General features: G+C 72.6%; 12 protein-coding genes. 8 read left to right on the forward strand and 4 right to left on the reverse strand.

All coding sequences use genetic code 11. The features are described 5' to 3' along the window. Positions 1 to 5 precede the first annotated feature (5 nt). Genes PZ894_RS07035 through PZ894_RS07055 form a run of 5 tightly spaced genes read left to right on the forward strand, consistent with a single transcriptional unit; the run spans position 6 to position 5,333 of the window. Complete coding sequence (locus tag PZ894_RS07035; RefSeq protein WP_275743781.1) at positions 6 to 1,778, forward strand: phage baseplate assembly protein V; 1,773 nt, start codon at positions 6 to 8, stop codon at positions 1,776 to 1,778. After that, positions 1,778 to 2,221 carry a GPW/gp25 family protein gene (locus tag PZ894_RS07040; RefSeq protein ID WP_275743782.1) on the forward strand — a complete coding sequence of 148 codons (444 nt, stop codon included), beginning with the start codon at positions 1,778 to 1,780 and terminating at the stop codon, positions 2,219 to 2,221. The genes PZ894_RS07035 and PZ894_RS07040 overlap by 1 nt, the downstream gene beginning before the upstream one ends. A 9-nt stretch (positions 2,222 to 2,230) precedes the next feature. Continuing rightward, entirely contained in the window at positions 2,231 to 4,180 is a 1,950-nt protein-coding gene (locus tag PZ894_RS07045) for a putative baseplate assembly protein (protein ID WP_275743783.1), read from the forward strand. Further along, positions 4,177 to 4,764, forward strand: coding sequence for a phage tail protein (locus PZ894_RS07050; protein WP_275743784.1), 588 nt, complete (start codon positions 4,177 to 4,179; stop codon positions 4,762 to 4,764). Before PZ894_RS07045 ends, PZ894_RS07050 begins: the two co-directional genes overlap by 4 nt. Then, positions 4,761 to 5,333, forward strand: a complete 573-nt coding sequence (locus PZ894_RS07055; protein WP_275743785.1) for a hypothetical protein — start codon at positions 4,761 to 4,763, stop codon at positions 5,331 to 5,333. Before PZ894_RS07050 ends, PZ894_RS07055 begins: the two co-directional genes overlap by 4 nt. A gap of 12 nt (positions 5,334 to 5,345) precedes the next feature. On the opposite strand, the gene PZ894_RS07060 is transcribed toward PZ894_RS07055, so the two are convergent. Together PZ894_RS07060 and PZ894_RS07065 are read right to left on the reverse strand one after the other, a co-directional pair. Further along, entirely contained in the window at positions 5,346 to 6,182 is an 837-nt protein-coding gene (locus PZ894_RS07060) for a hypothetical protein (RefSeq protein ID WP_275743786.1), read from the reverse strand. After that, positions 6,179 to 6,673 carry a SigE family RNA polymerase sigma factor gene (locus PZ894_RS07065; RefSeq protein ID WP_275743787.1) on the reverse strand — a complete coding sequence of 165 codons (495 nt, stop codon included), beginning with the start codon at positions 6,671 to 6,673 and terminating at the stop codon, positions 6,179 to 6,181. The genes PZ894_RS07060 and PZ894_RS07065 overlap by 4 nt, the downstream gene beginning before the upstream one ends. Before the next feature lie 81 nt (positions 6,674 to 6,754). Between PZ894_RS07065 and PZ894_RS07070 the strand changes: the two genes are divergently transcribed. After that, on the forward strand, positions 6,755 to 7,474 hold the full coding sequence (locus tag PZ894_RS07070) for a VOC family protein (RefSeq protein ID WP_275743788.1): 720 nt from the start codon (positions 6,755 to 6,757) through the stop codon (positions 7,472 to 7,474). A 29-nt stretch (positions 7,475 to 7,503) separates the two neighbouring features. Next, complete coding sequence (locus tag PZ894_RS07075) at positions 7,504 to 8,055, forward strand: YciI family protein (protein ID WP_275743789.1); 552 nt, start codon at positions 7,504 to 7,506, stop codon at positions 8,053 to 8,055. Between the two features lie 4 nt (positions 8,056 to 8,059). Here PZ894_RS07075 and PZ894_RS07080 read toward each other — a convergent pair whose 3' ends face one another. Continuing rightward, on the reverse strand, positions 8,060 to 9,316 hold the full coding sequence (locus PZ894_RS07080; RefSeq protein ID WP_275743790.1) for an MFS transporter: 1,257 nt from the start codon (positions 9,314 to 9,316) through the stop codon (positions 8,060 to 8,062). 56 nt (positions 9,317 to 9,372) lie between these two features. Here PZ894_RS07080 and PZ894_RS07085 point away from each other — a divergent pair, with 56 nt between their 5' ends. Continuing rightward, entirely contained in the window at positions 9,373 to 10,350 is a 978-nt protein-coding gene (locus PZ894_RS07085; RefSeq protein WP_275743791.1) for a DUF5937 family protein, read from the forward strand. 9 nt (positions 10,351 to 10,359) lie between these two features. Here the strand turns inward: PZ894_RS07085 and PZ894_RS07090 are convergent, their stop codons facing one another. After that, on the reverse strand, positions 10,360 to 11,853 hold the full coding sequence (locus tag PZ894_RS07090; RefSeq protein WP_275743792.1) for an aldehyde dehydrogenase family protein: 1,494 nt from the start codon (positions 11,851 to 11,853) through the stop codon (positions 10,360 to 10,362). Position 11,854: the final 1 nt, after the last annotated feature.

Genomic DNA, 11,854 nt, shown 5'->3' on the forward strand with positions numbered 1-11,854 from the left:
GCTCCATGAGCACGATCTCCGTCGCTCCGAAGATCGAGATCAACGGGCAGCCCGCGTCTGCGGCGATGCTGGACGGCCTGGTCTCGGTGTCCGTCGACCGTGGAGTGAACCTCGTCGGCCGGGCCACGCTGCGCTTCCTCGAGGCGGGCTTCACCCTGACCTCGCTGCCGAGCTTCGACGTCGGCACCGCCGTCACGATCAAGCCGCCGAGCGGGCCCGCGCTCTTCTCCGGCGAGGTGACGGGCGTGAGCGTCGACCAGGAGCTGACCTCGGCGGGCCCGACGACCGAGCTCAGCGTGACGGTCGACGACAAGGCGTACCGGCTCGGCCAGGCGACCAAGAACCGCTCGTTCCTGCAGCAGAAGTACTCCGACGTGATCACCACGCTGGCGTCCGAGGCGGGCCTGACGTCCAGTCGCGTCACGGAGACGGGCGAGGTGCACCCCTACCTGCTGCAGGCGGGGACGAGCCTCGCCTACCTCGACTGGATGACCGCGCGCTGCGGCATGGTGTGGTACGTCGACGGCAACGACCTGCACGTCGTCAAGGCCGGCACGAGCAGCGGCACCGTCTCGCTCACGCTCGGGACCAACCTCGTGCGGTTCTCGGCGCGCGCATCGGCGCTCAACCCGGCCAGGGTGAGCGTGACCGGGTGGGACGAGTCCCAGCAGGCGGCCGTGACGGGCGAGGCGGCCACGCCGAACGAGCCCGAGTCGACCTTCGTGTCGAAGTACCCCGGACGCTCACGCTCCGCGACCGGGAGCGTCGCCGTCGCCGCGCTCACCCCGCACACCCAGGCCGAGGCCACGGACCTCGGCGAGTCGCTCCTGGCGCAGTCGGCGTCGGCGGCCGTGGTGGCCCGGGGCACCTGCTTCGTCGACCACCGGATCGTCCCGTGCAGCACGGTCGAGGTCGCCAACACCGGCGCCACCGCGGGCGGGTACGTCGTGACCCGGGTCGAGCACGTCTACGACTCGACCGGGTTCCACACCCACTTCACGGCCGGTCCGATCCGCCCGAGCGACCTCGTCGACCTGCTCGGCGCGCCCGCGACGTCACCGGGGCCGGTGATGGGCGCGCTGGTCTCCGCCCAGGTCACCAACGTGTCCGACCCCGACACCCTGGGCCGGGCGAAGGTGAAGTTCACCTCGATGGGCGGCGACGTCGAGTCGTGGTGGGCGCGGATCGTCACGCTGGGCGGCGGCGACCAGCGGGGGCTGGTCTTCCAGCCGGAGGTGGGCGACGAGGTCCTCGTCGGGTTCGAGCAGGGCGACACCCGCCGACCACTGATCCTCGGCGGGCTCTTCAGCAGCCAGAAGACGCTGCCGACCACCGGCGTCCAGCCGTTCGTGGACAACGGCGCGATCAAGTACCGCCGCATCACCTCGCGCCTGGGCCACCTGGTCGAGCTCGCCGACGGTCAGTCCCCCTCGGAGAGCCACATCCTCATCCGCAACAAGGTGACCGGGAACCTGATCCGGCTCGGCGAGGACAGGCTGGACGTCTCGATGGACGGCAAGCCGATCAAGCTCGACAACGGCGCCGGCGCGACGATCGAGCTCGCCGCCAACGGCGACGTCACGATCGAGGGGGCCAACGTGTCGATCAAGGCGACCAGCGGCGCGGTCAAGGTGGACGGCGCGACCGACGTACAGCTCAAGGCCAGCGTCAACCTCAAGGCCGAGGGCGCGATCGTGGGGGTCAAGGCCCAGGGGTCGGCCACCGTCGAGGCCAGCGGACCGCTGGCGCTCAAGGGCGCACTGGTGGCGATCAACTGATGGCCGAGGCACCCATCCGCAGGTACGACGAACCGGAGCAGCCGGACTCGTCCTTCATCGGCCGCGGCCTGCTCTGGCCGGTGGGCGTCGACCACACCGGGGCGATCGCGCTCTCCGACGGCACGCCCGACCTGGACCGCTCGATCCAGATCGTGCTGATGACCGCGCCCGGAGAGCGCCTGATGCGGCCGCAGTTCGGCTGCCGGATCTGGGACCTGCTCTTCGAGCCGGTGACCGGCAACCTGCTCGGACTGATCGCGGAGGCGGTCCGTGACGCCCTGGCCCAGTGGGAGCCCCGGATCGTGGTCGACGAGGTCCGACCCGAGCCGGACCCGGACAACCACGCCCTGATCCGCATCCTCATCGGCTACCGGGTGCGCGCCACCAACGACCGCCGCAACCTCGTCTATCCCTTCTACGTGATCCCCCACGACGCCGAGTAGGACGCACCGATGCCGCTGCCCACCCCCGCCCTCGACGACCGGACGTTCCAGGACATCGTCGACGAGGCCAAGCGACTGATCCCGCGCTACTGCCCCGAGTGGACCAACCACAACGTCTCCGATCCGGGCGTGGCGCTGATCGAGCTGTTCGCGTGGATGAGCGAGATGGTGCTCTACCGCGTCAACCAGGTGCCGGACCGCCTCTACGTCCACTTCCTCAACCTCGTCGGCATCGAGCCGTTCCCGCCGTCGGTGGCGCGCACGGACCTGACGTTCTGGCTCTCGGCCGTGCTCGACCAGCCGGTGCTCGTCCCGGCGAACACCCAGGTGATGACCGCGACGAGCGCAACCGAGACCGACTCCGTCGTCTTCAGCACGGCCGGCGACCTCGTCATCGCGCCCCCCGACCTGGTCGCCGCGAAGTCGTCGGCCGCCGCGAGCGAGCAGATCGTCGACGTCTGGGAGGACCTGCGCTTCGGCAGCGACGGCGCGCAGTGCTTCCCCTCGGACGTGCTGACGCCCGGGGACGCCTTCTACCTCGGCTTCCGGCAGAGCCTCGCCGGCATGGTGCTGCGCCTGCAGGTCGAGGCCCGCGCCGAGGGGATCGGCGTCGACCCGCGGCGCCCGCCGCTGGTCTGGGAGGTGTGGAACGGCGAGGGCTGGCTGCCGACCCGCATCCACGAGGACTCCACGGGTGGCCTCAACCGGCCCGGGGAGGTCGTGCTGCTCGTCCCGGTCGAGCACGTCCCGCTGACGGTGGCCAACGAGTCCGCCTACTGGCTGCGGGCCCGGCTGCTGACGCCGGGCAGCGGGCAGCCGACGTACCGCAACTCCCCCCGGGTCCGGGGCATCGAGGTCTCCGCCCTGGGCGGCACGGTGCCGGCCGAGCACGCGGAGACGATGGGCGGCGAGACCCTGGGCCGCAGCAGCGGCGCACCCGGACAGCGTTTCCAGACCAGCCGCTTCCCGGTGCTCCCGCGCCGCTCGGACGAGACCGTCCGCGTCGTCGACGGCGAGCGGGTCGACGAGTGGCAGGAGGTCGACGACTTCTCGGCCTCCGGCCCCACGGACCAGCACTTCGTCTGGGACAGCGGCACCGGCGTCGTGCACTTCGGACCCCGCATCCGCTACCCCGACGGCTCCGTGCGGCAGCACGGCGCGATCCCCCGCGACGGCGCGTTCGTCGAGACCGCGGGCTACCGCCACGGCGGCGGCTCCCGCGGCAACGTCGGGGCCCGCACGCTGACGATGCTGCGCTCGGCGGTGCCGTTCGTGAACGGCGTCGTCAACCTCGCGGCCGCCTCGGGCGGAGTCGACGCGGAGACCGTCGCCGAGGCGAAGGTCCGCGGCCCACTCACGCTCCGGACCGGCCAGCGCGCGGTCACCGCCCGCGACTTCGAGCGGCTGACCATCGAGTCCTCGATCGAGGTCGCGCGGGTCCGCTGTCGGCCCGCCGGTCGCGGCAACGGCGCCGTCCAGCTCCTCGTGGTCCCGCAGGTGCGCACGGACCCGACGACCCAGCGGCTGGACGACTTCGCGATCTCGCCCTACCTGATGTCGACGATCTCCGAGACGCTCGACGAGCACCGGCTGGTCGGCACGTCGGTCGAGGTGAGCACGCCGTACTACCAAGGGGTCTCGGTGGTCGCGCTGCTGCACGGCGCTCCCGGTCGACCGGCGGCCCTGGTGCGGCAGCGCGCGATGGACGGGCTGTCCCGATTCCTCAACCCGCTGGTCGGCGGCTCCGACGGCACCGGCTGGCCGTTCGACGCGGACGTCAACCTCGCGGTGGTGACGCAGCTGCTGGAGGGGATCGACGGCGTCGAGCGGGTCGAGGAGGTGCTCCTCTTCGAGTACGACCTGCGCACCGGCCGTCGCCTCGGCGGGGGCAAGGACGTGATCCGGCTCGACAAGCAGTCGCTCTTCCTCTCCGCCGGCCACCAGGTGGTGGTCCGATGACCGTCGAACGGGTCAGCGCCGCCGTCGCGCCGGCCGGGCAGCTGCGGCCGCAGCGGTCGCCCACGTGGATGCTCGACCAGCTGCCGGTCGCGATGCTCGACCAGGACTTCTTCCGGCGCTTCGTGTCGATCTTCCAGGAGCTCGGCGCCTCGCTGCTCGAGGACGCCGACAACGTCGAGCACGCTGCCGACGCGAGCGTCGCGCCGCAGCCGATGCTGCCCTACCTGGCGTCGTGGATCGGCGTCGAGACCATCGACGATTCCCAGCCGGAGGAGCTGCAACGTCGTATCGTGTCCAGCGCGGCGAAGACGCTGACGTGGCGTGGCACTGCTCGTGGTCTCAGGTCCTACCTGGAGCTGATCAGCGAGGGTCCGGTCGAGGTCGAGGAGGGCGGCGGCATCTGGCGCGCGGGCGAGGCTCCCGACGACACCTCCTGGGTGGTGATGCGGGTGCGGTCGACCGGGCAGCTGGAGCTCGACGACTTCGTCGACGTGGTCCGGGACGAGGTGCCCGCCCACGTGCGCGCGGAGCTGTACGTCGGACCCGACCGGGTGTGGACGAGCGAGGAGGAGTGGCCGGCGTGAGCGAGACGTTGACCGGCAGGCACGCGCTCTCCGGTGGTGAGCCGGAGCGGCCGGATCCCGGCATGCCCCTGACCGATCCCGACGCCCCGCTCCAGGAGGCGCTCGAACCGCCCCTCGCCGTACCGCCGCCCGGACCGGCCAGCACGGAGCACGTCACCTGCCCGGAGTGCGGCACGGCCGCGACGGTGGCGCTGACCCGACGCGACGCCGCGGACTTCTGCGCCCAGTGCGACTACCCGCTCTTCTGGACGCCGAACAAGGTCGTCCTCGACGTCGGCGCCACGGCTGTCGACTCGCTGCGCCGCCTGCCGGGCACGTCCGGTCGCGTGACCGTCGGCTCGCTCGCCTGCCCGCACTGCGCCGAGAGCAACCTGCTCTCCGCCGAGCTCTGCGTGCGCTGCGGCGGGCTGATGCACCCGCCCGCGCCCGAGCCGGTGGTCGTCACCCCGCCGCCCCCTCCCCCGCCCGAGCCCGAGCCGACGAGGACGCCGCTGTGGGTCTGGATCCTCGGTGGTACGACGTTGCTGCTGCTGGTTGCGCTGGTCGTCTACTTCGTGGCGACCCGGTAGCGGTCGGCCCGGTCACTCCCCCGTGACCGCGGGCATCGGCTCGTGGGCGAGGTCGGCGTCGCGAAGGGTCTGGTCGAGGGCGAGACCCTCGAGCACGTCGAGCGGGACCTGCCAGTCCGCGCTGTCGGCGTCGGCCGCGCGGACGTACTCGGACGCGTCGACGGCGATGCCGTCGCGGGTGCTGAGCCCGACGACCCGGACCCACAGCACGGAGCCGGGCGGACGCGACGCGGCCTCGTCGAGGGTGAGCATCCGCGGCGCGTCGGAGCCGATGCGGGCGCGCGGCGCGACGGTCGTCATGAGCAGCGAGCCGTCGTCGAGCGCGGACATCTCGCAGGTCGCGGCCAGCCCCTGGGCCAGCTGGTGGTCACAGCTGGACGCGAAGTCGTAGGTGTCGAAGTCCGCCGGCGCGTAGCCACCGACCGTGAGGTTGACCTGGACCGACGGTCCCCCCGAGGGGCGATAGCTCAGCAGGTAGTGCTGGGCCGCCGGGTCGCCCGGGTCGACGGTGTCCCCGAGCAGGCTCTTGACCGTCCAGGTCGGGTCGCCGAGCGGTCCGACGTACGGCGTGAACGCTGCGCTCGCGGATCTCTCCATGGTCCGGGCGAGCGGTGGCGTCGCCTCCTGGGCGACCGGCGTCGAGGAGTCCTCGCCCCTGAGCTGCTCGCCGACGCCGAGGCCGGTCGCGGCGAGGGCGGCGACCGCGAGCACGCCGGCGCCGGCTTCGAGGGCGCGGCGCCGGCGGGACTCCCGACGGGCGGTGCGGATGACGTCGGCGCCGGACTGCCGAAGCGGCGGCTCGTCGGCGAGGTGGTCGCGCAGCATCGTGGACAGGTCGTGCTCGGTCATGGGGTCCTCTTCGTGTCGGTGAGTGACGGCACGTGCCGGCGCAGCGTGGCGATGGCCTTGGCGGTGTGGCTCTTGACGGTGCCCTCGGCGAGGCCGAGGGCGGCCGCGGTCTCCGCGACCGATCGGTCGTCGACGAAGCGCAGCGCGATCACCGCGCGCTGCTGGGCGGGCAGCGTGGCCAGCGCCGCGTCGAGGTCCAGGGGCGCCACCGGCTCGGCAGCCGGGACGTCGGGCAGCGACCCGACCACGACGTCCCGCGGGCGCCGTCGCACCCAGGTCAGCGACTCGTTCACCACCGCCCGGCGCGCGTAGGCCTCCAGCCCCGTTCCGTCGATCCGCGACCAGGCCCGGTAGACCTTCACCAGCGCCCGCTGGGTCACGTCCTCTGCCGCGTGCCAGTCTCGCGTCACGACGTACGCCACGCGGCGCAGCGCCCGCACGCGGGCGACGTAGAACTCGGTGAACTCCGCGTCCCGATGCGCCCGCTGCATGCCGTTCATACTCCGCGAGACCCTCGGGGGGTTCACCCGATCGCGGAAGATCGTCGATCCGGCGCGGTCTACGCTGACGTCGTGTACCTCGAGAACGTCGTCGTCGACGCCACGGACCCGCAGGCACTCGGCCGGTTCTGGGAGGCCGCGCTCGGCTCCGAGACGCTGACCGACGAGCTCGCCGGCTTCGAGACCCGCCTCGCGGTCCCGGACGGGCCCGTGCTCGACCTGTGCTTCCAGCGTGTGCCCGAGCCACCCCTCGAGCCACAGCGTCTCCACCTCGACCTCCGGGGCGGTGCGGCGGTCGAGTCGACCGTGGAGCGCCTGCTCGCGCTGGGCGCCCGCCGCGCCGACATCGGTCAGGGGCAGGTGGCGTGGGAGGTGCTCGCAGATCCCGAGGGAAACCCGTTCTGCGTGGTGCAGGATCGCGCGGCGTACGCCGAGACCGGGCCGATCGCGACGCTGCCGCTCGACGTCGCAGACCCCGACCGGGAGCACGACTTCTGGCAGTGGCTCACGGGGTGGGTGTCCGTCGAGGGGTCCGGCCCCCGTAGCCTCCAGCACCCGTCGCGCCGCGGTCCGCTGCTCGAGCTGTGCGCCGAGGTGGTGCCGAAGGGGCCGGCGAAGAACCGGATGCACCTCGACCTCCGCCTGGAGCCCGACGACGACGCCGACGCCCTGGCCCTCGAGATCGCGGGTCGCGGCGGCCGCGAGCTGCACTTCGACTGGGGCGACCTGCCGTGGCGTCACTTCGCGGACCCGTCCGGCAACGAGTTCTGCCTGCTGCCCTCGCGCGGCTGAGCCCACCACGTCGGCGAGAGGTTCGGGGCATGGAGTTCTTCTGCTACCACCGGGACCGGCCGGGATCGACCGGTCTGCGGACGGCCATGGTCGAGGAGCACTGGACCTACATGGACGGCTTCGCGGAGACGATGATCGCGCGGGGACCGACGTTCTGCGATGACGAGACGCTCACGGGGAGCGTGCACGTACTGGGGCTGCCGACGACGGCGGCCGCACGCGACTTCGCGTTCGACGAGCCGGGCTACCAGGCGGGCGCCTACCGGGACGTGATGATCCGCCGCTGGCACAACGAGCTGGGCCGGACCATGTGGGACTTCCCCGACCTGCACCGCGAGGCGAGCCGCTTCCTGGTCCTCGGCTTCACCCCGGCACCGGAGCCGACCAGCAGCGCGCCCCCTCGCCGGGACGACCTGATCCTCTTCGGACCGCTGCTCTCCGACGACGCGACGCGGGTGCTCGGCGCGGCGGCGCTGATCGAGGCACCCGACGCCGACACCGCGCGCGAGGTCCTGCCGGCCGACCGCTACGTCGGGATCGAGGTCCACCGGTGGCAGCCCGGCGGCCGTCCGGCGGCCTGAGCGATCAGGCGACCAGCGCGACCTCCGACGTACGACGGGCCGCCGCCGCGCGCGAGATCGCCGCGACCCCGGCCCCGGCGGCCGCGAACAGCGCGGCCAGGAAGAGCCAGCCCGGCAGGCCGTGGTCGACCGCCGTCGCCGTGACGAGCGCGGGGGCCACCATGCTGGCCACGGAGTAGCCGGTCTGCGAGAGCCCCTGGTAGCGCCCGGCGCTGACCGGGTCCGCAAGCTCGAAGGCGAGCCCCCAGGCGCCGGCCTCGCACCAGACCTCCGCCCACGAGCCGAGGACCTCCGCGGCGACGAGCACCACGACGGCCAGCACGGCTCCGGCGCTGCCGGCCGCACCGTAGAGAAGGCACCCGGCGGCGAGGAGGAGGCTCCCGCGGCGAACCGCGCGACCGGCGACCAGCACGTCGTGGGTGCCCCGCGCGGCACGCACCTGGAAGAGCGCGACGATGACCGTGTTGAGCACCAGGAGCACCGACACGACGACCTCTGGGGCCTCGGTGCGGGTGACGATCCACAGTGGCACGCCGACCGAGGTCATGCCGAACTGCATGGCGATGACCGAGTTCAGGCCGACGACGCCCAGGTAGGTGCGGTCGCGCAGTGGCGACGGGCCGACGACGCGGTCGACCTCGAGGTGCGCGTCCATCCGCTGACCGAACCCAACGGCTCGGCGACGCAGCCCCGCCAGCGGGACCGTCGCGAGCAGGGAGAAGGCGCCCACGGCGAGCATCGTCACCTGGTAGGCCGTCGCGGTGTCCACCAGGAGCGCGGCTCCCGCGAGCACGGTGCCGAGGCCGATGAACACGTTGGTGATCACCCGCAGTCGGGCGCGGATCGCGACCCGCTCGGCTCCGGTGAACCAGCGCGCCTGGACGGTCGCCTTCGCCGTCCCCTGCAGGCTGCGGCTGCCCACGGCCACGCAGGCGACGAGCACGAAGCCGACCACGCCGTCGGCTGCGACGTAGGCCAAGAACGCCAGGCCCTGCACGACGTTCGCCCACAGCTGGAGCCGGTCGGCGCCGACCCGATCCGCGGCGTACCCACCCGCGAACGACATCAGCACGCCCACGGCACCGGCGATCGTCAGGCCGACGCCCACGGTCGTCGCCTCGAGCCCGATCACGCGCGTGAAGTAGAGGGCGCTGACGCTGTAGAAGAGACCGGTGGCGAGAGACGCCGCCATGGTGGCGGCCGTCAGGGCGCGTTCGACGGGATCGGACGGGGCGAGCAGGCGGCGGAGACGATCGAGCACGGGAGAGTTCTCCCACGGCAGTGCCGGGCACCACCAACGATGTAGCGTCCTGCTTCATGGTCGGGATGATCGAGTACGAGCTGGCCGGGGCCGACCTCGGCGAGGTGCGGTTCGCACTCTCCCCGATGACCGAGCTCGCGCTCTCGCTGCGCACCTGGCGCGAGCCCGGCCGGTACCCGCTCCAGCTCCCCTGGCTCCAGCTCACCGAGTCGGTCCGCGCCGACCTCGACGGCGAGATGCTGCTGGCCCTCACCAACGACAACCTGTGGACGCCGGACTTCCTCACCCCCAGGCCGTGGTCGCCGCTCACCCGCTTCGACGACGAGCTCGCGGCGCTGGCCGGGACGCCGCTCGACGTCCTGCGCGACGACCTCGCCGAGGTGCACCCCGACGCCGCGACCCGGCCGCCCGTGCTCGCGGGCCGCCGCGACCGGGTGCTGCGACGCATGACGACCGCGCTCGCGGCGTACTGGACGGCGTGCTTCGAGCCGTGGTGGCCGCGGATGCGGGCCGTGCTGGAGGCCGACATCGTCTTCCGCGGCCGCACGATCGCCCGCGAGGGGCTGGCCGCGATGTTCGCCGATCTGTCGCCCCGGGTCCGCCTCTTCGACGACGTCGTGCACGTCCACATGTCCACGAAGGTCGGCTTCCGTCGCAGCACCGCGGGCGAGGGCCTGACGCTCGTGCCGTCGCTCTTCACCCGCAATGCCACGGTGCCGATCTCACCGGACGAGCCGCCGCTGATCATGTACGGCGCGCGCGGCGCCGGCACGCTCTGGGAGAGCGACCGTCCCACGGCGCCGCGGGCCCTCGCTGGCCTGGTCGGCGAGGTCCGCGCACGTCTCCTCGCCGTGCTCGACTCGCCCGCCTCGTCGACCGAGCTCGCGATCCGTCTCGGCGTCACTACGAGCGCGGCCAACCAGCACCTGCGCGCCATGCGCGACGCCGGGCTGCTCAGCTCGGCCCGCCACGGCAGGTCGGTGCTCTACCTGCGCTCCGACCTCGGCGACGAGCTGGTGCGTGCCGCCACCTGACGCGGGGCCTCAGCTCCTCCTGCCGCGCCCGTGCAGCAGGCCGACGACGCGGGCGAACTGCCTCTCGGCCTTGGCCGTCCGCTCGAAGGAGGTCAGCTCGATCATCGGCTTGAACCGCTGGCGCGCGATCGCCTTGGCGTACGTGAACTCCTTCAGCCCCTCGGCGCCGTGGATCCGGCCGAACCCGGAGTCGCCGACGCCGCCGAAGGGCAGGCTCGGGATGCCGGCGAAGCTGATCACGCCGTTGATCGCGGACATCCCCGAGCGCACCCGCGACGCGATCGCGACGCCGTTCGACCTGCTGAAGACGGTGTTGCCGAGGCCGTAGCGGGTCGCGTTGGTCAGCTCGACGGCCTCGTCCATGTCGCGCACCCTGGCGATCGTCACGGTCGGGCCGAAGGTCTCCTCCTGCACCGCCAGCGAGTCCTCGGGGACGTCGACCAGGATCGTCGGCTGCACGAAGCGCTCGCCCACGGCGTCGGCGCCCCCGACGACCGCGCGTCCGCCGCGCGCCAGCGCGTCCTCGACGTGGCTGCGGATCACGTCGACCTGGCTGGGCATCGTGATCGGGCCGACCTTCCCGTCGGCCGATGCGTCGATGCCACGTGCCTTGGCGGTGATCGTCGCGACGAACTCGTCGTAGACCCTCTCGTGCACGTAGACGCGCTCGACGCCGATGCAGGTCTGCCCGGCGTTGGCGCACGCTCCCCACAGCGCGGCATCGGCGGCCGCCTCGACGTCGGCGTCCGCGTCGACGATGACCGAGTCCTTGCCACCGGCCTCGATGACGACGGGCGTCAGCGTCTCGGCGCAGGCGGCCATCACCTTCTTCCCGGTCGCCGTCGACCCGGTGAACGCCACCTTGTCGACACCCGCCCCGCACAGCGCCGCGCCGGTCTCGCCGAGGCCGGTGACCAGCTGCAGGACCGGCCGACCGACGACGTCCTGGAAGACCTGCACCATCCACGCGCCCACACCCGGCGTGAACTCGCTCGGCTTGAAGACCACGGCGTTTCCGGCGGCCAGCGCGTAGGCGATCGAGCCGAGTGGCGTGAAGACCGGGTAGTTCCACGGGCCGATCACCCCGACGACCCCGAGCGGCTTGAACTCCACGGTGGCCGACTGGTTGACCATCAGCATCCCGGAGGAGATGCGGCGCCGGCCGAGCACCTTCTTCGCGTGACCCGCGGCCCAGGCGATGTGCTCGATCGCGAGGCCCGCCTCGAGTACGGCGTCGGGCTCGGGCTTGCCCATCTCGCGGTGCACGAGGTCGGCGAGCTCCGGGAGCCGCTGGGTCATCGCCGTCTTCCAGGCGTTGAGGTGCTGCTTGCGCTGGTCGAAGGTCAGCGCACCCCACCACCCGGCCTCGTCCCGCGCGCGGGCGACCGCGGCGCGCACCTCGTCCTCGGTCTGGATCGGGTGGGTGCCGACGACCTCCCTGGTCGCGGGGTTCAGCGACTCGAACGTCGAGCCGGACTTCGGTCGTGGAGGCGCCTGCGTCATG

Origin of the sequence: Nocardioides sp. YIM 152315, from assembly GCF_029210375.1 — a bacterium.
In the GTDB taxonomy this organism is placed as follows: domain Bacteria; phylum Actinomycetota; class Actinomycetes; order Propionibacteriales; family Nocardioidaceae; genus Nocardioides.

Excerpts from the sequence above, each read along its gene's own strand:
- PZ894_RS07090 (WP_275743792.1), bottom strand. The coding sequence starts at position 11,853 with ATGACGCAGGCGCCTCCACGACCGAAGTCCGGCTCGACGTTCGAGTCG.
- PZ894_RS07040 (WP_275743782.1), top strand. The coding sequence starts at position 1,778 with ATGGCCGAGGCACCCATCCGCAGGTACGACGAACCGGAGCAGCCGGAC.
- PZ894_RS07075 (WP_275743789.1), top strand. The coding sequence starts at position 7,504 with ATGGAGTTCTTCTGCTACCACCGGGACCGGCCGGGATCGACCGGTCTG.
- PZ894_RS07035 (WP_275743781.1), top strand. The coding sequence starts at position 6 with ATGAGCACGATCTCCGTCGCTCCGAAGATCGAGATCAACGGGCAGCCC.
- PZ894_RS07045 (WP_275743783.1), top strand. The coding sequence starts at position 2,231 with ATGCCGCTGCCCACCCCCGCCCTCGACGACCGGACGTTCCAGGACATC.
- PZ894_RS07050 (WP_275743784.1), top strand. The coding sequence starts at position 4,177 with ATGACCGTCGAACGGGTCAGCGCCGCCGTCGCGCCGGCCGGGCAGCTG.
- PZ894_RS07085 (WP_275743791.1), top strand. The coding sequence starts at position 9,373 with ATGGTCGGGATGATCGAGTACGAGCTGGCCGGGGCCGACCTCGGCGAG.
- PZ894_RS07065 (WP_275743787.1), bottom strand. The coding sequence starts at position 6,673 with ATGCAGCGGGCGCATCGGGACGCGGAGTTCACCGAGTTCTACGTCGCC.
- PZ894_RS07060 (WP_275743786.1), bottom strand. The coding sequence starts at position 6,182 with ATGACCGAGCACGACCTGTCCACGATGCTGCGCGACCACCTCGCCGAC.